Source organism: Streptomyces sp. NPDC005728 (assembly GCF_040630895.1).
Classification (GTDB): Bacteria; Actinomycetota; Actinomycetes; order Streptomycetales; family Streptomycetaceae; genus Streptomyces.
Window position 1 is genome coordinate 14,512 of the sequence record NZ_JBEXYL010000067.1, and the last position, 18,479, is coordinate 32,990.

General features: G+C 68.7%; 19 protein-coding genes. 18 read left to right on the forward strand and 1 reads right to left on the reverse strand.

Annotated features, from left to right (window positions below; all coding sequences use genetic code 11):
- The first annotated feature begins 156 nt into the window (after positions 1-156).
- The 18 genes from ABZ471_RS33590 (at position 157) to ABZ471_RS33675 (ending at position 16,538) form a co-directional block, all read left to right on the forward strand.
- Entirely contained in the window at positions 157-1,293 is a 1,137-nt protein-coding gene (locus ABZ471_RS33590; protein ID WP_359071805.1) for an LCP family protein, read from the forward strand.
- A gap of 137 nt (positions 1,294-1,430) precedes the next feature.
- Entirely contained in the window at positions 1,431-1,655 is a 225-nt protein-coding gene (gene rpmE, locus ABZ471_RS33595; RefSeq protein WP_030944953.1) for a 50S ribosomal protein L31, read from the forward strand.
- Between the two features lie 105 nt (positions 1,656-1,760).
- Positions 1,761-2,837, forward strand: a complete 1,077-nt coding sequence (gene prfA / locus ABZ471_RS33600) for a peptide chain release factor 1 (RefSeq protein ID WP_359071806.1) — start codon at positions 1,761-1,763, stop codon at positions 2,835-2,837.
- 32 nt (positions 2,838-2,869) lie between these two features.
- The gene (gene prmC, locus ABZ471_RS33605; protein WP_359071807.1) at positions 2,870-3,715 is read left to right on the forward strand and encodes a peptide chain release factor N(5)-glutamine methyltransferase; all 846 of its coding nucleotides are present in this window, start codon (positions 2,870-2,872) and stop codon (positions 3,713-3,715) included.
- 52 nt (positions 3,716-3,767) lie between these two features.
- Positions 3,768-4,415, forward strand: coding sequence for an L-threonylcarbamoyladenylate synthase (locus tag ABZ471_RS33610; protein WP_359071809.1), 648 nt, complete (start codon positions 3,768-3,770; stop codon positions 4,413-4,415).
- Complete coding sequence (locus tag ABZ471_RS33615) at positions 4,412-5,089, forward strand: protein-tyrosine-phosphatase (protein ID WP_359071811.1); 678 nt, start codon at positions 4,412-4,414, stop codon at positions 5,087-5,089. Before ABZ471_RS33610 ends, ABZ471_RS33615 begins: the two co-directional genes overlap by 4 nt.
- 69 nt (positions 5,090-5,158) lie before the next feature.
- Positions 5,159-6,397, forward strand: a complete 1,239-nt coding sequence (glyA, locus tag ABZ471_RS33620; protein ID WP_359071812.1) for a serine hydroxymethyltransferase — start codon at positions 5,159-5,161, stop codon at positions 6,395-6,397.
- A 150-nt stretch (positions 6,398-6,547) separates the two neighbouring features.
- The gene (locus ABZ471_RS33625; RefSeq protein WP_359071814.1) at positions 6,548-7,879 is read left to right on the forward strand and encodes an MraY family glycosyltransferase; all 1,332 of its coding nucleotides are present in this window, start codon (positions 6,548-6,550) and stop codon (positions 7,877-7,879) included.
- A gap of 280 nt (positions 7,880-8,159) precedes the next feature.
- Complete coding sequence (locus ABZ471_RS33630) at positions 8,160-8,597, forward strand: hypothetical protein (RefSeq protein WP_359071815.1); 438 nt, start codon at positions 8,160-8,162, stop codon at positions 8,595-8,597.
- A 277-nt stretch (positions 8,598-8,874) separates the two neighbouring features.
- Positions 8,875-9,645, forward strand: coding sequence for a F0F1 ATP synthase subunit A (atpB, locus tag ABZ471_RS33635; RefSeq protein ID WP_359071817.1), 771 nt, complete (start codon positions 8,875-8,877; stop codon positions 9,643-9,645).
- Positions 9,646-9,716: 71 nt separating this feature from the next.
- Positions 9,717-9,956, forward strand: coding sequence for an ATP synthase subunit C (locus ABZ471_RS33640; RefSeq protein WP_003992984.1), 240 nt, complete (start codon positions 9,717-9,719; stop codon positions 9,954-9,956).
- Positions 9,957-9,993: 37 nt separating this feature from the next.
- A complete protein-coding gene (locus ABZ471_RS33645; RefSeq protein ID WP_359071818.1) occupies positions 9,994-10,545 on the forward strand; it encodes a F0F1 ATP synthase subunit B in 552 nt (183 codons plus the stop codon).
- Positions 10,542-11,357 carry a F0F1 ATP synthase subunit delta gene (locus ABZ471_RS33650; protein WP_359071820.1) on the forward strand — a complete coding sequence of 272 codons (816 nt, stop codon included), beginning with the start codon at positions 10,542-10,544 and terminating at the stop codon, positions 11,355-11,357. Before ABZ471_RS33645 ends, ABZ471_RS33650 begins: the two co-directional genes overlap by 4 nt.
- Before the next feature lie 127 nt (positions 11,358-11,484).
- Positions 11,485-13,077, forward strand: coding sequence for a F0F1 ATP synthase subunit alpha (gene atpA, locus ABZ471_RS33655; protein ID WP_359071822.1), 1,593 nt, complete (start codon positions 11,485-11,487; stop codon positions 13,075-13,077).
- A gap of 20 nt (positions 13,078-13,097) precedes the next feature.
- A complete protein-coding gene (locus tag ABZ471_RS33660) occupies positions 13,098-14,015 on the forward strand; it encodes a F0F1 ATP synthase subunit gamma (protein ID WP_359071823.1) in 918 nt (305 codons plus the stop codon).
- Positions 14,015-15,451 carry a F0F1 ATP synthase subunit beta gene (atpD, locus tag ABZ471_RS33665; RefSeq protein WP_359071824.1) on the forward strand — a complete coding sequence of 479 codons (1,437 nt, stop codon included), beginning with the start codon at positions 14,015-14,017 and terminating at the stop codon, positions 15,449-15,451. The genes ABZ471_RS33660 and atpD overlap by 1 nt, the downstream gene beginning before the upstream one ends.
- A gap of 110 nt (positions 15,452-15,561) precedes the next feature.
- Positions 15,562-15,939, forward strand: a complete 378-nt coding sequence (locus tag ABZ471_RS33670; RefSeq protein ID WP_359071825.1) for a F0F1 ATP synthase subunit epsilon — start codon at positions 15,562-15,564, stop codon at positions 15,937-15,939.
- Between the two features lie 152 nt (positions 15,940-16,091).
- Positions 16,092-16,538: a DUF2550 domain-containing protein gene (locus tag ABZ471_RS33675; RefSeq protein ID WP_359071827.1), complete on the forward strand. Its 447-nt coding sequence runs from the start codon at positions 16,092-16,094 to the stop codon at positions 16,536-16,538.
- A gap of 69 nt (positions 16,539-16,607) precedes the next feature.
- Here the strand turns inward: ABZ471_RS33675 and ABZ471_RS33680 are convergent, their stop codons facing one another.
- Positions 16,608-18,428, reverse strand: a complete 1,821-nt coding sequence (locus ABZ471_RS33680) for a glycoside hydrolase family 18 chitinase (protein WP_359071828.1) — start codon at positions 18,426-18,428, stop codon at positions 16,608-16,610.
- Positions 18,429-18,479: the final 51 nt, after the last annotated feature.

Sequence of the window (18,479 nt, forward strand, 5' to 3'; positions counted from 1 at the left end):
CGCACCGTGCCCATCGCTGTACGCGATGGGCACGGTGCGTTGTGCAACCCTTTCCCGAGTTTCTCCGTCTGACCAGGCAGAGCGACGATGGTGCAGTGACAACCGCACCCGACCCTGAACGCAGGGGGTACCCACCGGACGAGACCTAGGAGTGACGTGTCCGCCGAGAGCACGCCGGAGCCCGCCATACCGGAGCCGGGCGAGACCGGCCCCCGCCGCGGTGGCAAGGGCCGCCGCCGCAAGGCCCGCAGCAGCCGCCGCAAGGCCCTGCTCGTCACGGCCTGGACGGCCGCGGGCGTGGTGGTGCTGGGGGGCACCGGCGTCGGGTACGTCTACTTCAAGCTCAACGGCAACATCAAGAGCGTCGACATCAACCAGGCACTCGGCGCCGACCGCCCGCAGAAGGTCGACAACGGCTCCGAGAACATCCTGGTCCTCGGCTCGGACTCGCGCTCCGGCACCAACAAGAAGCTCGGCGGCGGCACCGACGACGGCAGCGCCCGCTCCGACACGGCGATGATCGTCCACGTCTACGAGGGCCACAAGAAGGCCAGCGTGGTCTCCATCCCGCGTGACACCCTCATCGAACGCCCCAAGTGCACCGACACCCAGGGCACCGCGCATCCGGCCGCCTCCGGCGTGATGTTCAACGAGGCGTACTCCACCGGCGGCGCCGCCTGCACCGTCAAGACCGTCGAGTCCCTCACCGGGATCCGCATGGACCACTACCTGGAGGTCGACTTCGCGGGCTTCCAGAAGCTCATCGACGACCTCGGCGGGGTCCCGGTCACCACGACCAAGAACATCGACGACCCGCAGAGCCACCTGAAGCTCAAGGCGGGCACCCACACCCTCGACGGTGAGCAGTCGCTCGGCCTGGTCCGCACCCGGCACGGCGTCGGCGACGGCTCCGACCTCGGCCGCATCCAGCTCCAGCAGGCCTTCATCAAGGCGCTGATCGACCAGGTCAAGGACGTCGGCGTCTTCAGCAGCCCCAGGAAGCTGTACGACCTCGCCGACACCGCGACCAAGGCCGTCACCACCGACTCCGACCTCGGCTCGGTGAAACGCCTTGCGGACTTCGCGAACGGCCTCAAGGGCATCGGCTCGTCCCACATGAAGATGGTCACGATGCCGGTCCAGTACGACCCGGCCGACCTCAACCGGGTCCTGGTGCAGAAGTCCAAGGCGCAGCAGGTCTGGGATGCCCTGAAGAACGACCGCCCGATCCCCGCGTCGGCCACCAGGGGAACGGCGACGGGCGAAGCCAAGGGTGTCGTCAGCGCCTCGTGAGCGGTGGGGAATAGATCGCCTGTACCCCCGGTTTTGGGGGATGGCGCCAGTCCTGGCAGACTGGTACGTCGGCTCCGGTTCACGCTTTCGCATCCCGCGGCAGCGACCCGGCGCCCTCCCGAAATCTAGGAGACACCTTGAAGCGCGACATCCACCCCGAGTACGTCGAGACGCAGGTCAGCTGCACCTGCGGCGCGTCGTTCACCACCCGTAGCACCATCGCGTCCGGCACCATCCGGGCCGAGGTCTGCTCCGAGTGCCACCCGTTCTACACGGGCAAGCAGAAGATCCTCGACACCGGTGGCCGTGTGGCCCGCTTCGAGGCCCGCTTCGGCAAGGCTGCTGCCGGCTCCAAGAAGTAGCGAGCCCCATTTCGCCGGTCCACGGTCGCGCCCCGCCGGGGCGTGCCCGGGACCGGCGTTTTTGGTCGCCCGCCTTCCCCCTTCCCAGCAGTACAGGAGCCCAAGATGTTCGAGGCCGTCGAGGAACTCGTCGCCGAGCACGCCGACCTGGAGACGAAGCTCGCCGATCCGTCGGTCCACGCCGACCAGGCGAACGCGCGCAAGCTGAACAAGCGCTACGCCGAGCTGACCCCGATCGTCGCCACGTACCGCTCCTGGAAGCAGACCGGCGACGACATGGAGACCGCGCGCGAGCTCGCCGCGGATGACCCCGACTTCGCGGCCGAGGTCAAGGAGCTGGACAAGCAGCGCGAGCAGCTGACCGAGAAGCTGCGCCTCCTGCTGGTCCCGCGCGACCCGAGTGACGACAAGGACGTCATTCTGGAGATCAAGGCCGGCGCCGGCGGTGACGAGTCCGCGCTGTTCGCCGGTGACCTGCTGCGCATGTACCTGCGCTACGCCGAGCGCATCGGCTGGAAGACCGAGATCATCGACGCCACCGAGTCCGAGCTGGGTGGCTACAAGGACGTCCAGGTCGCGGTGAAGACCAAGGGCGGCCAGGGTGCCACCGAGCCCGGCCAGGGCGTGTGGGCCCGGATGAAGTACGAGGGCGGCGTGCACCGCGTGCAGCGTGTGCCGGCCACCGAGTCCCAGGGCCGTATCCACACCTCCGCGGCCGGTGTCCTGGTCACTCCCGAGGCCGAGGAGGTGGACGTGGAGATCAACCCCAACGATCTGCGCATCGACGTCTACCGGTCCTCGGGCCCCGGCGGCCAGTCCGTCAACACCACCGACTCCGCCGTGCGCATCACGCACATCCCGACCGGAGTCGTCGCCTCCTGCCAGAACGAGAAGAGCCAGCTCCAGAACAAGGAGCAGGCGATGCGTATCCTGCGCTCCAGGCTGCTCGCGGCGGCGCAGGAGGAGGCCGAGCGGGAGGCCGCCGACGCCCGCCGCAGCCAGGTCCGCACCGTCGACCGCTCCGAGAAGATCCGCACCTACAACTTCCCGGAGAACCGCCTCTCGGACCACCGGGTCGGCTTCAAGGCGTACAACCTGGACCAGGTCCTGGACGGCGACCTCGACGCGGTGATCCAGGCCTGTGTCGACGCCGACTCGGCGGCGAAGCTGGCGGCCGCGTAAAAGGCACGTACGAGCTACCACGGAGGACTTGCGTGAACCTGCTGCTCGCGGAGGTGGCCCAGGCCACCCAGCGGCTGGCCGACGCCGGCGTGCCCTCGCCGCGCAACGACGCGGAGGAGCTCGCCGCGTTCGTGCACGGCGTGAAGCGGGGAGCGCTGCACTCCGTGAAGGACTCCGACTTCGACGCCCGCTACTGGGAGGTCATCGCCCGGCGTGAGCAGCGCGAGCCGCTGCAGCACATCACCGGGCGGGCCTACTTCCGGTATCTGGAACTCCAGGTGGGCCCAGGCGTCTTCGTGCCCCGTCCGGAGACCGAGTCCGTGGTCGGCTGGGCCATAGACGCCGTACGCGCCATGGACGTCGTCGAGCCCTGCATCGTCGATCTGTGCACCGGTTCGGGCGCCATCGCGCTGGCCCTCGCCCAGGAGGTCCCGCGCTCCCGTGTGCACGCCGTGGAGCTGTCCGAGGACGCCCTGGTGTGGACCCGCAAGAACGTGGCGGGCTCCAGGGTCGACCTGCGCCAGGGCGACGCCCTGACCGCCTTCCCGGACCTCGACGGACAGGTCGACCTGGTCATCTCCAACCCGCCGTACATCCCGCTCACCGAATGGGAGTACGTCGCCCCGGAGGCCCGTGACTATGACCCGGAGCTGGCGTTGTTCTCCGGCGAGGACGGCCTCGACCTGATCCGGGGCATCGAGCGCACCGCGCACCGGCTGCTGCGTCCCGGCGGCGTCGTCGTCATCGAGCACGCCGACACCCAGGGCGGCCAGGTGCCGTGGATCTTCACCGAGGAGCGGGGCTGGGCCGACGCGGCCGATCACCCGGACCTCAACAACCGCCCCCGGTTCGCGACCGCCCGCAAGGCGCTGCCGTGACCGCCCCGACGACTCCCAGCCCGCAGTACGTGTACGAGGAGGCCCGCTAGACATGGCACGGCGATACGACACCAACGACGCGACCGACCGCGTGACGGGTCTGCGCGAAGCCGCGTCCGCCGTCCGCCGGGGCGAGCTGGTGGTGCTGCCGACCGACACGGTGTACGGCATCGGCGCCGACGCGTTCTCCTCGGAGGCCGTCGCCGACCTGCTCGCCGCCAAGGGCCGGGGCCGCAACATGCCCACCCCCGTCCTCATCGGCTCCCCGAACACCCTGCACGGCCTTGTCACGGACTTCTCCGAGCTGGCCTGGGAACTGGTCGACGCGTTCTGGCCGGGCGCCCTGACGCTGGTCGCCAGGCACCAGCCGTCCCTGCAGTGGGACCTCGGCGACACCCGCGGCACGGTCGCCGTCCGCATGCCGCTGCACCCGGTCGCCATCGAGCTGCTCACCGAGGTCGGCCCCATGGCCGTGTCGTCCGCGAACCTCACCGGCCACCCATCGCCGGAGGACTGCGACGCCGCCCAGGAGATGCTCGGCGACTCCGTCTCCGTCTACCTCGACGGCGGCCCCACACCCGGCATCGTGCCCTCGTCCATCGTGGACGTCTCCGGCGCGGTGCCGGTGCTGCTGCGCGAGGGCGCGATCTCCCCGGACGAACTGCGCAAGGTCGTACCCGACCTCGAGGTGGCGAATTGACGGCCCCTGAGGCGGGGCGTGGTATAGGCAACAGGGAACGTGAGGCGGAGCAGACCACGACGTTCGGGTTGCCGCGAGACACCTTCCGCATCCTCCACGTCAGCACCGGCAACGTGTGCCGCTCGCCGATCACCGAGCGGCTGACCCGCCATTTCGTGGCGGAGCGGCTCGGCGTGCTCGGCGGCGGGCTGATCGTGGAGAGCGCGGGCACCTGGGGCCACGAGGGCGCGCCGATGGAGGCGAACGCGGAGGCCGTGCTCGCCGAGTTCGGCGCGGACGCCTCCGGCTTCGTCGGCAGGGAGCTGCTCGACGAGCACGTGATCATGGCCGACCTGGTGCTGACGGCCACGCGCGACCACCGGGCACAGGTGATCTCGATGGGGCATTCGGCGGGGCTGCGGACGTTCACGCTGAAGGAGTTCACCCGCCTGGTCCGTGCGATAGATCCGGCCACTCTGCCGCCGCTGGAGGACGGTGTGGTCGCGCGTGCGCGCGCACTGGTCCGGGCGGCCGCGGCGCTGCGCGGGTGGCTGCTGGCACCCACCGCCGACGCGGACGAGGTGTACGACCCGTACGGTGCGCCGCTGCCGTTCTTCCGGTCGATCGGGGACGAGATACACGACGCGCTGGATCCGGTGGTGACGGCGCTCACCGGCGTACCCACAAGGACCTGACCGCCGAGCACCCCACCCGCCCCGGGCCTACATTGGACCTACGTCACCGTCGACCGCCCGGAGCACGTCATGTCGGTCACACCCGCGCTCGAGACCGATGTCCTGCGACGGCAGGACCCGGAGCTGGCCGAGATCCTGCAGGGGGAGCTGGAGCGGCAGTCGACGACGCTCCAGCTGATCGCCGCCGAGAACTTCACCTCTCCCGCGGTGCTCCAGGCCCTCGGCTCGGCGCTCGCCAACAAGTACGCCGAGGGCTACCCCGGCGCCCGCCATCACGGCGGCTGCGAACTGGTCGACGTGGCCGAGCGCCTGGCGGTCGAGCGGGCCAGGGCGCTCTTCGGGGCCGAACACGCCAACGTCCAGTCCCACTCGGGATCTTCGGCCGTCCTGGCCGCCTATGCCGCCCTGCTGCGCCCCGGCGACACCGTCCTCGCCCTCGGGCTGCCCTACGGCGGCCATCTCACCCACGGCTCGCCCGCGAACTTCTCCGGCCGCTGGTTCGACTTCGTCGGCTACCGGCTCGACGCCGAGAGCGGGCTCGTCGACCACGACCAGGTCCGCCACCTGGCCCGCAACCACCGGCCCAAGGCCATCGTGTGCGGCTCGATCGCCTATCCCCGCCACCTCGACTACGCCTTCTTCCGCGAGGTCGCCGACGAGGTGGGCGCGTATCTGATCGCGGACGCGGCGCACCCGATCGGCCTGGTCGCCGGGGGAGCGGCGCCCAGCCCGGTGCCGTACGCCGACATCGTGTGCGCCACCACCCACAAGGTGCTGCGCGGCCCGCGCGGCGGGATGATCCTGTGCGGCGGCGAGCTGGCCGAGCGGGTCGACCGGGCGGTCTTCCCCTTCACCCAGGGAGGGGCGCAGATGCACACCATCGCCGCCAAGGCCGTCGCGTTCGGAGAGGCGGCAACTCCCGCGTTCGGCGTGTACGTCCATCAGGTGGTCGCCAATGCGCGGGTTCTGGCGGGCCACCTGGCCGCCGAGGGGCTCGTGGTCACCACCGGCGGCACCGACACCCACCTGATCACCGCCGACCCGGCCCCGCTCGGCGTGGACGGGCGCACCGCGCGCGGCCGGCTCGCCGCCGCCGGGATCGTCCTGGACTGCTGCGCGCTGCCGTACGGCGACGGCCGCGGGCTACGGCTGGGGACGGCCGCGGTGACCACGCAGGGGATGGGGGAGCCGGAGATGGTCAGGATCGCCGCGCTGCTGGCGGCCGTGCTGCGGGGCGAAGCGGAACCGGCCGGGGCGCGTGAGGAGGTGCGAAATCTGACCGGTAGATTTCCGCCGTATCCCGGCTGAGCGGGGGTAGGCGCACGTCCGTACACCCCGGTGTGACCGTCGTGCACAGCCACGCGTGCAACCATCGTCGCTACCCGGAAGTCCTCATCCACATGCGTCCGTCGCTAGGGTGTGGGGCTGTGATGGCCAGCGAGACCTGTGGGGAAGCCTGTGCGTGAATACCTGCTGACGCTCTGCATCACGGCCGCGGTGACGTATCTGCTGACAGGGCCGGTGCGGAAGTTCGCGATCGTGGCGGGAGCCATGCCGGAGATCCGGGCCCGTGACGTGCACCGGGAGCCCACTCCGCGCCTCGGCGGGATCGCGATGTTCTTCGGCCTGTGCGCGGGCCTGCTGGTCGCGGACCACCTCACCAACCTCAACGAGGTCTTCGCCAAGTCGAACGAGCCGCGGGCGCTGCTCTCCGGGGCAGCCCTGATCTGGCTGATCGGTGTCCTGGACGACAAGTTCGAGATCGACGCGCTGATCAAGCTGGGCGGCCAGATGATCGCCGCGGGCGTCATGGTCATGCAGGGTCTGACGATCCTGTGGCTGCCCGTCCCGGGCGTCGGCAACGTGGCACTGACCCAGTGGCAGGGCACGCTGCTGACGGTGGCGCTGGTCGTCATCACGATCAACGCGGTGAACTTCGTGGACGGCCTGGACGGCCTCGCGGCGGGCATGGTGTGCATCGCGGCCGCCGCGTTCTTCCTGTACTCGTACCGAATCTGGTACTCGTACGGCATCGAGGCCGCCGCCCCCGCGACCCTGTTCGCCGCCATCCTGATGGGCATGTGCCTGGGCTTCCTGCCGCACAACATGCACCCGGCGCGGATCTTCATGGGCGACTCGGGCTCGATGCTGATCGGACTGGTGCTGGCGGCCGGCGCGATCTCCATCACCGGCCAGGTGGACCCGGACGCCCTGGCCCTCTTCACGGGTTCGGAGAAGGCGGCGGTCCACCAGACGGTCCCGGTGTACATCCCGCTGCTGCTCCCGCTGACGATCATCGCCGTACCGGCCGCCGACCTGGTGCTGGCCATCGTCCGCCGGACCTGGCGCGGCCAGTCCCCGTTCGCCGCGGACCGCGGGCACCTGCACCACCGTCTGCTGGAGATCGGTCACTCGCACAGCCGGGCCGTGCTGATCATGTACTTCTGGTCGGCGCTGATCGGTTTCGGTGCGCTGGCGTACTCGGTGAACTCCGCGTCGATGTGGATCGTGCTGGGCGTGGTCTTCCTCAGCGCGGTGGGCCTGGTCCTGCTGCTGCTCCCGCGCTTCACCCCGCGCGCCCCGGTCTGGGCGGAGCGGTTCGTGCCGCCGCGGTACCGCAGGCGCCGGCGGACCCCCGAGGCCACAGCCGGGGCCGTCGAGACCGCTGTGCCCGAGCCGTCGGAGACCGAGGAGCGGACTCCTGTCGTCGCCGGTGCCACAGGCGTCAACGGGGCAACTGCCATTGGCCCCCGTTCGCGTCTCGGTAAGGGCCGCAAGGTAAGAATCTGACTAGAGCATTGCCAACTCGTGGGGGAGCAAACTTCCCCAATACCAGACAAGTAGGCGCGGTTTTTGCACAGACGGGCACTGTCACTCTCATGTGTGACAGCAAGCACACCTAGCAGGTAAAGACCTCATCAAATAGTTTGTGATACGGTTCACGAGAACCCCGGATAGAACCGAAGGACCGTAGTGCGACGGTCCCTTGGTGTGAGGTCTCGATCACTCAGTCCGGGACTACGCTCGTCCATGACGACACCTGCCCCCCTGTGAAAGCGGAGTTGCCGCCATGCCGTCCAATGACGCCCGGAACCTTCTGCAGATCGCTGTGCCCTCAGCGGCCGCCGGCGTGATCGCCGTCGCCGTGAGCGCCGCGGTCGCGGGAGGCGAGGGCGCGCTCGGCGCGGCCATCGGTACGGCGCTGGCCATCCTGTTCATGGGAATCGGTCTCTACGTGCTGCAGTGGACGGCAAAAACGCTCCCGCAGCTGTTCCAGGCCATGGGGCTGATGCTCTACATGGCCCAGCTGCTGCTCCTCCTGATCTTCGTCGCCGTCTTCAAGGGCACCTCCCTCTTCAACGCAAAGACGTTCGCCGTGTCGCTGGTCGTCACGACCGTCGTGTGGATGGCCGCGCAGGCGCGCGCCCACATGAAGGCCAAGATCTTCTACGTCGACCCCGACTCCGCGAAGAGTGAGAAGCACGAGAAGACGGGGCCGTCGTCGTGAGGGGTAGGGGCGGGATAAAGGCCTGTGAGATCTCCTGCTATCGTCCGGTGCCAACTGCGGCATCGCGGGCGCGGGCATCTGAGCTGACGCCTGCTCAATCGCGAGGCTCGATGCCCCTCAGCCGCCCCCACATCCGTAAATAACACCAGTCCGGTGCCGATCCGCGGCCGTGTGCCGCGCCGACACAACGAGGTTGCCGTACCCATGCGTCACGCCGAAGGAGCCCGCGGTGAGTGCTGACCAGACCCAGCTCGCCTTTGACTGGAGTTGTCGGATCATGTCCGACAACGGGTGCGGCTTCCCGGCTCCGGGCCTGCACTCGTTCCTGTTCAAGCCGCTCGCCACGGTCGGCGGGTTCGAGTTCAACAAGGTGATGCTGCTCGCGCTCGTCACCTCCGTGCTCGTCGTCGCGTTCTTCTGGGCGGCGTTCGGCAAGGCCAAGGTCGTCCCGGGCAAGCTCCAGATGGTCGGCGAGGCCGGCTACGACTTCGTGCGCCGCGGCATCGTGTACGAGACCCTCGGCAAGCGCGAGGGCGAGAAGTGGGTGCCGCTCATGGTCTCCCTCTTCTTCTTCGTCTGGATCATGAACATCTGGTCCGTGATCCCGCTGGCGCAGTTCCCGATCGCCTCGGTCTTCGCCTTCCCGGTGGTTCTGGCCGCGATGATCTGGGTCCTCTGGGTCGGGCTGACCTTCAAGCGCCACGGCTTCGTCGGGTTCTTCAAGAACGTCACGGGCTACGACAAGTCGCTCGGCGCGGTTCTCCCGCTCGTCATGCTCATCGAGTTCTTCTCGAACCTGCTGGTCCGCCCGTTCACGCACGCGGTGCGACTCTTCGCCAACATGTTCGCCGGTCACCTGATGCTGGTGATGTTCACCGTCGCCTCCTGGTACCTGCTGAACAGCTGGATGATCCCGGCCGCCGGTATCTCCTTCGTGATGACCATGGCCATGATCCTGTTCGAGCTTTTCGTCCAGGCCGTCCAGGCGTACGTCTTCGTACTGCTGGCCTGCTCGTACATTCAGGGCGCTCTCGCCGAGCACCACTGAGCCCCTCCCACACCCCCCCGGTCGTCCGGTGGCCAACCCCCACCGGTCCGTAAAGAGAAGGAAGATTCAGCATGGCTGCCACTGAGACCCTCGCCGCTGTCTCCGGTTCCATCGGTTCCGTCGGTTACGGCCTCTCGGCTATCGGCCCCGGCATCGGCGTCGGCATCATCTTCGGCAACGGCACCCAGGCCCTCGCCCGCCAGCCCGAGGCCGCCGGCCTGATCCGTGCCAACCAGATCCTCGGCTTCGCCTTCTGTGAGGCGCTCGCCCTCATCGGCATCGTCATGCCGTTCGTGTTCGGTGTGAAGTAAGACTTCCTACCGACACGTATCGACGAAAGGCACTGATGTGATCGCCAACCTGGCACAGCTGGCGGCCGAGGAGACTGAGCAGAACCCGCTCATCCCGGCCGGTCCCGAGCTGCTCGTCGGCACCATCGCCTTCGCCATCGTGTTCTTCTTCTTCTGGAAGAAGCTGCTTCCGAACATCAACAAGGTTCTGGAGGAGCGCCGAGCGGCGATCGAAGGCGGTATCGAAGAGGCCGACGCCATGAAGGTCGAGGCCCAGAGCGTCCTTGAGCAGTACAAGGCCCAGCTCGCCGAAGCCCGGCACGAGGCCGCGCGCCTGCGTCAGGAGGCGCAGGAGCAGGGTGCCACGCTCATCGCCGAGATGCGTGCCGAGGGCCAGCGACAGCGCGAGGAGATCGTCGCCGCCGGCCACACGCAGATCGACGCCGACCGCAAGGTCGCCGCGTCCGCGCTGCGTCAGGACGTCGGCAAGCTCGCCACCGAACTGGCCGGCAAGCTCGTCGGCGAGTCCCTCGAGGACCACGCCCGCCAGAGCCGTGTCATCGACCGCTTCCTCGACGAGCTCGAGGAGAAGGCCGAGGCCACGCGATGAACGGAGCGAGCCGCGAGGCCCTGGCGGCCGCACGCGAGCGCCTCGACGCGCTGACGGACTCCACGTCCGTGGACGCCGTGCAGCTCGCCGACGAGCTGGCGGCCGTCACCGCGCTGCTCGACCGTGAGGTCGGCCTGCGCCGGGTCCTCACCGACCCGGCGAAGCCCGGCGAGGCCAAGGCCGAGCTGGTCCAGCGCCTGATCGGCGGCCAGGTCAGCGGCCCGACCGCCGACCTGGTGTCCGGACTGGCCCGTTCCCGCTGGTCGCAGCCCCGTGACCTGGTCGACGCGCTGGAGGAGCTGGCGGACATCGCCGACCTCACCGCCGCGCAGAAGACGGGCACACTCGACGACGTCGAGGACGAGCTGTTCCGGTTCGGCCGGATCGTCTCCTCGAACACCGAACTGCGTGCTGCGCTGACCGACCGGGCCGCGAAGGCTTCCGCGAAGGTCGAGCTGCTGCACCAGCTCCTCGGCGGCCGGGCCAAGCCCGCCACCGAGCGCCTGGTGACGCGCCTCGTGACCGCGCCGCGTGGACGTAGCCTGGAAGCGGGACTGGAGTCCCTGTCCAAGCTCGCCGCCGAGCGTCGGGACCGTCTGGTGGCGACCGTCACCTCGGCGGTGCCGCTGAGCGACCCGCAGAAGCAGCGCCTGGGTGACGCCCTGGCGAAGCTCTACGGCCGTCGGATGCACCTCAACCTGGACGTGGACCCCGATGTGATCGGCGGGATCCGGGTGCAGGTCGGTGACGAAGTCATCAACGGCTCCCTCGCGGACCGGCTGGACGACGCCGCCCGCCGCATGGCGAGCTAGCAGCAACTCAAGAAGAACGTACCTACGGCCCTGGTTGGGCCGTGCAGAGGATTCACCTCTTACAGGGGGGAGTCCCCATCCCCCCCAAGTGAAACTTCGGGCCCAACAAGGAGAGCAGGGAACCCAGATGGCGGAGCTCACGATCCGGCCGGAGGAGATCCGGGACGCGCTGGAGAACTTTGTCCAGGCGTACAAGCCGGACGCGGCCTCGCGCGAGGAGGTCGGTACGGTCACCCTTGCCGGCGACGGCATCGCGAAGGTCGAGGGCCTGCCCTCGGCCATGGCCAACGAACTGCTGAAGTTCGAGGACGGCACCCTCGGCCTCGCCCTCAACCTCGAGGAGCGCGAGATCGGTGCCATCGTCCTCGGTGAGTTCAGCGGCATCGAGGAGGGTCAGCCGGTGCAGCGCACCGGTGAGGTGCTCTCCGTGGCCGTCGGCGAGGGCTACCTCGGCCGCGTCGTCGACCCGCTCGGCAACCCGATCGACGGTCTCGGCGAGATCGAGACCAGCGGTCGTCGCGCCCTTGAGCTGCAGGCTCCGGGCGTCATGGCCCGTAAGTCGGTGCACGAGCCGATGGAGACCGGCTACAAGGCCGTCGACGCGATGACCCCGATCGGCCGTGGCCAGCGTCAGCTGATCATCGGTGACCGCCAGACCGGCAAGACCGCCCTGGCCGTCGACACGATCATCAACCAGCGTGACAACTGGCGCTCCGGCGACCCGAAGAAGCAGGTCCGCTGCGTCTACGTCGCCATCGGCCAGAAGGGCTCGACCATCGCCTCCGTGCGTGGCGCCCTCGACGAGGCCGGCGCGCTGGAGTACACGACCATCGTCGCCGCCCCGGCGTCCGACCCGGCCGGCTTCAAGTACCTGGCGCCGTACACCGGTTCGGCCATCGGCCAGCAGTGGATGTACGAGGGCAAGCACGTCCTCATCATCTTCGACGACCTCTCGAAGCAGGCCGACGCCTACCGCGCCGTGTCCCTGCTGCTGCGCCGCCCGCCGGGCCGTGAGGCCTACCCGGGTGACGTCTTCTACCTGCACTCCCGTCTGCTGGAGCGCTGCGCGAAGCTCTCCGACGACCTGGGCGCCGGTTCGATGACGGGTCTGCCGATCGTCGAGACCAAGGCGAACGACGTGTCGGCGTTCATCCCGACCAACGTCATCTCCATCACCGACGGCCAGTGCTTCCTGGAGTCCGACCTGTTCAACGCCGGCCAGCGTCCGGCCCTGAACGTCGGTATCTCGGTCTCCCGCGTCGGTGGCTCCGCCCAGCACAAGGCGATGAAGCAGGTTTCCGGCCGTCTGCGTCTGGACCTCGCCCAGTACCGCGAGCTGGAGGCGTTCGCCGCCTTCGGTTCCGACCTGGACGCCGCGTCGAAGGCGCAGCTGGAGCGCGGTCAGCGCCTGGTCGAGCTGCTCAAGCAGGCTCAGTACCAGCCGATGCCGACCGAGGACCAGGTCGTCTCCGTGTGGGCCGGTACCACCGGCAAGATGGACGACGTGCCGGTCGCCGACATCCGCCGCTTCGAGAAGGAGCTCCTGGAGTACCTGCACCGCAAGGAGCAGGGCCTCATGACCTCCATCAAGGAGGGCGGCAAGATGTCGGACGACACCCTCACCGCCATCGCCGACGGCATCGCGGACTTCAAGAAGCAGTTCGAGACCTCGGACGGCAAGCTTCTCGGCGAAGACGCGCCGGCCGCCACGGCCAAGTGACGACGGAAGGGACCTGACTCATGGGAGCCCAGCTCCGGGTCTACAAGCGTCGCATCCGATCCGTCTCCGCGACCAAGAAGATCACGAAGGCGATGGAGATGATCGCCGCCTCGCGTGTCGTCAAGGCGCAGCGCAAGGTGGTGGCCTCCACGCCGTACGCGACCGAGCTGACCCGCGCGGTCACGGCGGTCGGTACCGGCTCGAACACGAAGCACCCGCTGACCACGCAGGCCGAGACGGTCGTGCGGTCCGCGGTGCTGCTCCTGACGAGCGACCGTGGTCTCGCCGGCGCCTTCAACTCCAACGCCATCAAGGTGGCGGAGCAGCTGACCGAGCGTCTCGAGGCCGAGGGCAAGGAGGTCGACACGTACATCGTCGGCCGCCGCGGTCTGGCCCACTACAACTTCCGTGAGCGCAAGGTCGCGGAGTCGTGGTCGGGCTTCACCGACGAGCCCACGTACGCGGACGCGAAGAAGGTCGCGGCTCCGCTGATCGAGGCCATCGAGAAGGACACGGCCGAGGGTGGCGTGGACGAACTCCACATCGTCTTCACCGAGTTCGTGTCGATGATGACGCAGACGGCGCTCGACGACCGTCTGCTGCCGCTCAGCCTCGAAGACGTGGCGAAGGAGGCGGCGCCGAAGGGCGAGATCCTCCCGCTGTACGACTTCGAGCCCTCGGCGGAGGACGTCCTCGACGCCCTGCTGCCGCGCTACGTGGAGAGCCGTATCTACAACGCGCTGCTCCAGTCGGCCGCCTCCAAGCACGCCGCCACGCGGCGCGCGATGAAGTCGGCCACAGACAACGCGGGCGAGCTGATCACCACGCTCTCCCGTCTTGCCAACGCGGCCCGCCAGGCCGAAATCACCCAGGAAATCAGCGAGATCGTCGGTGGCTCCGCAGCCCTGGCCGACGCGACCGCGGGGAGTGACAGGTAATGACGACGACAGTTGAGACGGCCGCTGCCACGGGCCGCGTCGCCCGGGTCATCGGCCCGGTCGTCGACGTGGAATTCCCCGTCGACGCCATGCCGGACATCTACAACGCCCTTCACGTCGAGGTGGCCGACCCGGCCCAGGACGGCGCGAAGAAGACGCTGACCCTGGAGGTCGCCCAGCACCTGGGTGACGGCCTGGTCCGCACCATCTCCATGCAGCCCACCGACGGTCTGGTCCGCCAGGCCGCGGTCACCGACACCGGCGCCTCCATCACCGTGCCGGTCGGCGACTTCACCAAGGGCAAGGTGTTCAACACCCTCGGTGAGGTGCTGAACGTCGACGAGCAGTACGAGGGCGAGCGCTGGGGCATCCACCGCAAGGCCCCGAACTTCGACGAGCTCGAGTCGAAGACCGAGATGTTCGAGACCGGCGTCAAGGTCATCGACCTTCTCACCCCGTACGTCAAGGGTGGAAAGATCGGTCTGTTCGGCGGTGCCGGCGTCGGCAAGACGGTGCTCATCCAGGAGATGATCTACCGCGTCGCCAACAACCACGACGGTGTCTCCGTGTTCGCCGGTGTCGGCGAGCGCACCCGTGAGGGCAACGACCTCATCGAGGAGATGGCGGACTCGGGCGTCATCGACAAGACCGCGCTGGTCTTCGGTCAGATGGACGAGCCCCCGGGCACCCGTCTGCGCGTGGCCCTCGCCGGTCTGACCATGGCGGAGTACTTCCGCGATGTGCAGAAGCAGGACGTGCTGTTCTTCATCGACAACATCTTCCGCTTCACGCAGGCCGGTTCCGAGGTCTCGACCCTGCTCGGCCGTATGCCCTCCGCGGTGGGCTACCAGCCGAACCTGGCCGACGAGATGGGTCTCCTCCAGGAGCGCATCACCTCGACCCGTGGTCACTCGATCACCTCGATGCAGGCGATCTACGTCCCCGCGGACGACCTGACCGACCCGGCCCCGGCCACCACGTTCGCCCACCTCGACGCGACGACGGTTCTCTCCCGTCCGATCTCCGAGAAGGGCATCTACCCGGCCGTGGACCCGCTGGACTCCACGTCCCGCATCCTGGACCCGCGCTACATCGCGGCGGACCACTACAACACCGCCATGCGTGTCAAGACGGTGCTGCAGAAGTACAAGGACCTCCAGGACATCATCGCGATCCTCGGTATCGACGAGCTGGGCGAGGAGGACAAGCTAGTCGTCCACCGTGCCCGTCGCGTGGAGCGCTTCCTGTCCCAGAACACCCACGTCGCCAAGCAGTTCACCGGCGTCGACGGGTCGGACGTCCCGCTGGACGAGTCGATCGCGGCCTTCAACGCGATCTGCGACGGCGAGTACGACCACTTCCCGGAGCAGGCGTTCTTCCTGTGCGGTGGCATCGAGGACCTCAAGGCCAACGCCAAGGAGCTGGGCGTCTCCTGAGCCTCGCGCTCATATGAGGGGGCGGGCGCGTCCCGCCCCCTCTCTCACGCCCCTTAGAATTGACCCCAACACCCGGCACTACCGCCGGGTGGTGACCCGAGGAGCCACTCTTGGCTGCTGAGCTGCACGTCGAGCTGGTCGCCGCCGACCGCCAGGTCTGGTCCGGCGAGGCCACCCTGGTCGTCGCGCGCACCACGTCCGGCGACATCGGCGTCATGCCCGGTCACCAGCCGCTGCTCGGTGTGCTGGAGTCGGGCCCGGTGACCATCCGTACGAGTGATGGTGGAACGGTCGTCGCCGCGGTGCACGGCGGTTTCATCTCGTTCGCGGACAACAAGCTGTCGCTGCTGGCCGAGATCGCCGAGCTGTCGGACGAGATCGATGTCCAGCGCGCGGAGCGCGAGCTCGAGCGCGCGAAGGCGGAGGACGACGCGGAGGCCCAGCGCCGTGCGGATGTCCGCCTGCGGGCGGCGACGGCGGCGCGTTGATCCGTCGCGCCGTGTGATGACGTCACTCAGCCGCGGTCGGCCCGGAGCAATCCGGTGCCGACCGCGGCTGAGGCAGATGTGGGTGTTTTTCCCGTTCCATTACCTAGTTCGAACATAGTTCCCCTATCAGGGAGACGAGGAGGTCGGTGTCGATGGTCCTCGCTCTGACTGTGTGCGGGATCGTGATCGCGCTCGTGGTGGTGGGTCTCTTCCTGTTCGGACTGCGCCGCAGACTGATCCAGCGCTCCGGCGGCACCTTCGACTGTTCCCTGCGCTGGGACGTGCCCGAGAAACCGGACACCAACGGCAAGGGCTGGAGCTACGGCGTCGCCCGCTACAACGGCGACCGCATCGAGTGGTACCGCGTCTTCTCCTACGCCCTCCGCCCGCGCCGCACCCTGGAGCGTGCCGCGATCGAGGTGGCCGGCCGCCGGCTGCCCGAGGGCGAGGAGGAGCTGGCGCTGCTCTCCGACGCGGTCGTCCTCGCCTGTACCCACCGGGGTACGCGCCTGGAGCTGGCCATGAGCGAAGACGCGCTGACCGGATTTCTCGCGTGGCTGGAGGCAGCCCCACCTGGACAGCGGGTGAATGTGGCGTAGCCACATTCACCCGCTGGGTGGGGGTCCCCCGGACGAAGTCTGGGGGAGCGTCGATGTCGCTTGGCGGTTCTACAGGTTGTTGCTGATGGCGCTCACCAGCTCGCCGTTGCTGGTGTCACCGCTGAACTCCCAGAAGAACGCACCGCCCAGACCCTGGGTCTTGGCCCACGCCATCTTGGAGGCGATGGTGGCGGGGGTGTCGTACGACCACCAGTTGCTGCCGCAGTGCGCGTACGCCGTGCCCGCGACGGTGCCGGTTGCCGGGCAGGACGTCTTGAGGACCTTGTAGTCCTCGATGCCCTGCTCGTACGTGCCCGCGGCCGGTCCCGTGGCGGTGCCGCCCGGGGCGTCCTGGGTGACCCCGGTCCAGCCGCGGCCGTAGAAGCCGATGCCGATGAGCAGCTTGCTCGCGGGGACGCCGATCGCCTTGTACTTGGCCATCGCGTCGGCGGTGGTGAAGCCCGCCTTCGGGATGCCGCTGTACGAGGTGAGCGGGGAGTGCGGAGCCGTCGGGCCCTGGGCGTCCCAGGCGCCGAAGAAGTCGTACGTCATCACGTTGTACCAGTCGACGGACTGGGCGGCGCCCGCGTAGTCGGCGGCCTCGATCTTGCCGCCGGCCGAGCCGTCGGCGGTGACCGCGGCCGTGACCAGGTTGTTGCTGCCGAACTTGGCGCGCAGTGCGGACATCACGTTCTTGAAGGCCGCCGCCCCGCTGGTGTCACAGGACAGGCCGCAGGCGTTCGGGTACTCCCAGTCGATGTCGATGCCGTCGAAGACATCGGCCCAGCGCGGGTCCTCGACCAGGTTGTAGCAGGACTGGGCGAAGGCGGTCGGGTTGGCCGCCGCCTGCGCGAAGCCGCCGGACCAGGTCCAGCCGCCGAAGGACCAGATCACCTTGATGTTCGGGTATTTGGCCTTCAGCTCGCGCAGCTGGTTGAAGTTGCCGCGCAGCGGCTGGTCCCAGGTGTCGGCCACGCCGCTGACCGACTGGTCGGCGGTGAAGGCCTTGTCGTAGTCGGCGTAGGAGTCGCCGATGGCGCACTGGCCGTTGGTGACGTTGCCGAACGCGTAGTTGATGTGGGTGATCTTCGCGGCCGAGCCGGACGTCACCAGGTTCTTGACGTTGTAGTTGCGGCCGTAGATGCCCCACTCGGTGAAGTAGCCGAGCTTGACCTTGTTGCCGGTGGGCGGGGGTGTGGTGCCGCCGCCGGTGGTGTGGACGGCCACCGCGCCGCTGGCGGGGCCGGTCTGGTCGGCGGTGTCGCGGGCCCGCACGGTGTAGGAGTAGTCGGTGCCGGCGGTGAGGCCGGTGTCCGTGTACGACGTGGTCGTCACGGTGCCGACGACCTTGCCGTCACGCAGCACGTCGTAGTTCTTGACGCCCTTGTCGTCGGTGGCCGCGCTCCAGCCGAGCTTCACCGAGGTGTCGGTGACGGAGGAGGCGGTCGGGGTGCCGGGGGCGGAGGGGGCCGCGTCGCCGGGGACCGTGGTGCCGTCACAGCTGTCGCCGTTGAGCTTGCAGTTGGACGGGGAGCCGGAGCCGGCGCCGTTGAAGCCGAAGGAGACGGAGGCGCCGGGGGCCAGGGTGCCGTTGTAGGACTTGTTCTTGGCGGTCCAGTGGGTGCCGGAGTTCGTGACGTCCGCGTCCCACGCGGAGGTGACGGACGTACCGGAGGGGAAGTCCCACTCGACGGTCCAGGAACTGATGGAGCTGGTACCGGTGTTCTTGATGGTCCACTGACCGCCGAACCCGGTTCCCCAGTCGCTGGTCTTGCTGTAGGTGGCAGTGGCGTTGCCCGCTGCCTGGGCGGGGCCCGCGAGACCGACCAGGCCGGCCAGGGGGAGCAACAGGGTCGCGAACCCTGCCGCGGCTCTGTGTCTGAAGCGCATGCTGCGCCTCCCTCTTCTGTTAGGGATGTCAGGGGCATGACTGAGCCTTCA

Excerpts from the sequence above, each read along its gene's own strand:
- atpA (WP_359071822.1), top strand. The coding sequence starts at position 11,485 with ATGGCGGAGCTCACGATCCGGCCGGAGGAGATCCGGGACGCGCTGGAG.
- ABZ471_RS33610 (WP_359071809.1), top strand. The coding sequence starts at position 3,768 with ATGGCACGGCGATACGACACCAACGACGCGACCGACCGCGTGACGGGT.
- ABZ471_RS33650 (WP_359071820.1), top strand. The coding sequence starts at position 10,542 with ATGAACGGAGCGAGCCGCGAGGCCCTGGCGGCCGCACGCGAGCGCCTC.
- ABZ471_RS33660 (WP_359071823.1), top strand. The coding sequence starts at position 13,098 with ATGGGAGCCCAGCTCCGGGTCTACAAGCGTCGCATCCGATCCGTCTCC.
- ABZ471_RS33680 (WP_359071828.1), bottom strand. The coding sequence starts at position 18,428 with ATGCGCTTCAGACACAGAGCCGCGGCAGGGTTCGCGACCCTGTTGCTC.
- ABZ471_RS33630 (WP_359071815.1), top strand. The coding sequence starts at position 8,160 with ATGCCGTCCAATGACGCCCGGAACCTTCTGCAGATCGCTGTGCCCTCA.
- glyA (WP_359071812.1), top strand. The coding sequence starts at position 5,159 with ATGTCGGTCACACCCGCGCTCGAGACCGATGTCCTGCGACGGCAGGAC.
- ABZ471_RS33640 (WP_003992984.1), top strand. The coding sequence starts at position 9,717 with ATGGCTGCCACTGAGACCCTCGCCGCTGTCTCCGGTTCCATCGGTTCC.
- atpD (WP_359071824.1), top strand. The coding sequence starts at position 14,015 with ATGACGACGACAGTTGAGACGGCCGCTGCCACGGGCCGCGTCGCCCGG.
- atpB (WP_359071817.1), top strand. The coding sequence starts at position 8,875 with ATGTCCGACAACGGGTGCGGCTTCCCGGCTCCGGGCCTGCACTCGTTC.
- prfA (WP_359071806.1), top strand. The coding sequence starts at position 1,761 with ATGTTCGAGGCCGTCGAGGAACTCGTCGCCGAGCACGCCGACCTGGAG.
- ABZ471_RS33675 (WP_359071827.1), top strand. The coding sequence starts at position 16,092 with ATGGTCCTCGCTCTGACTGTGTGCGGGATCGTGATCGCGCTCGTGGTG.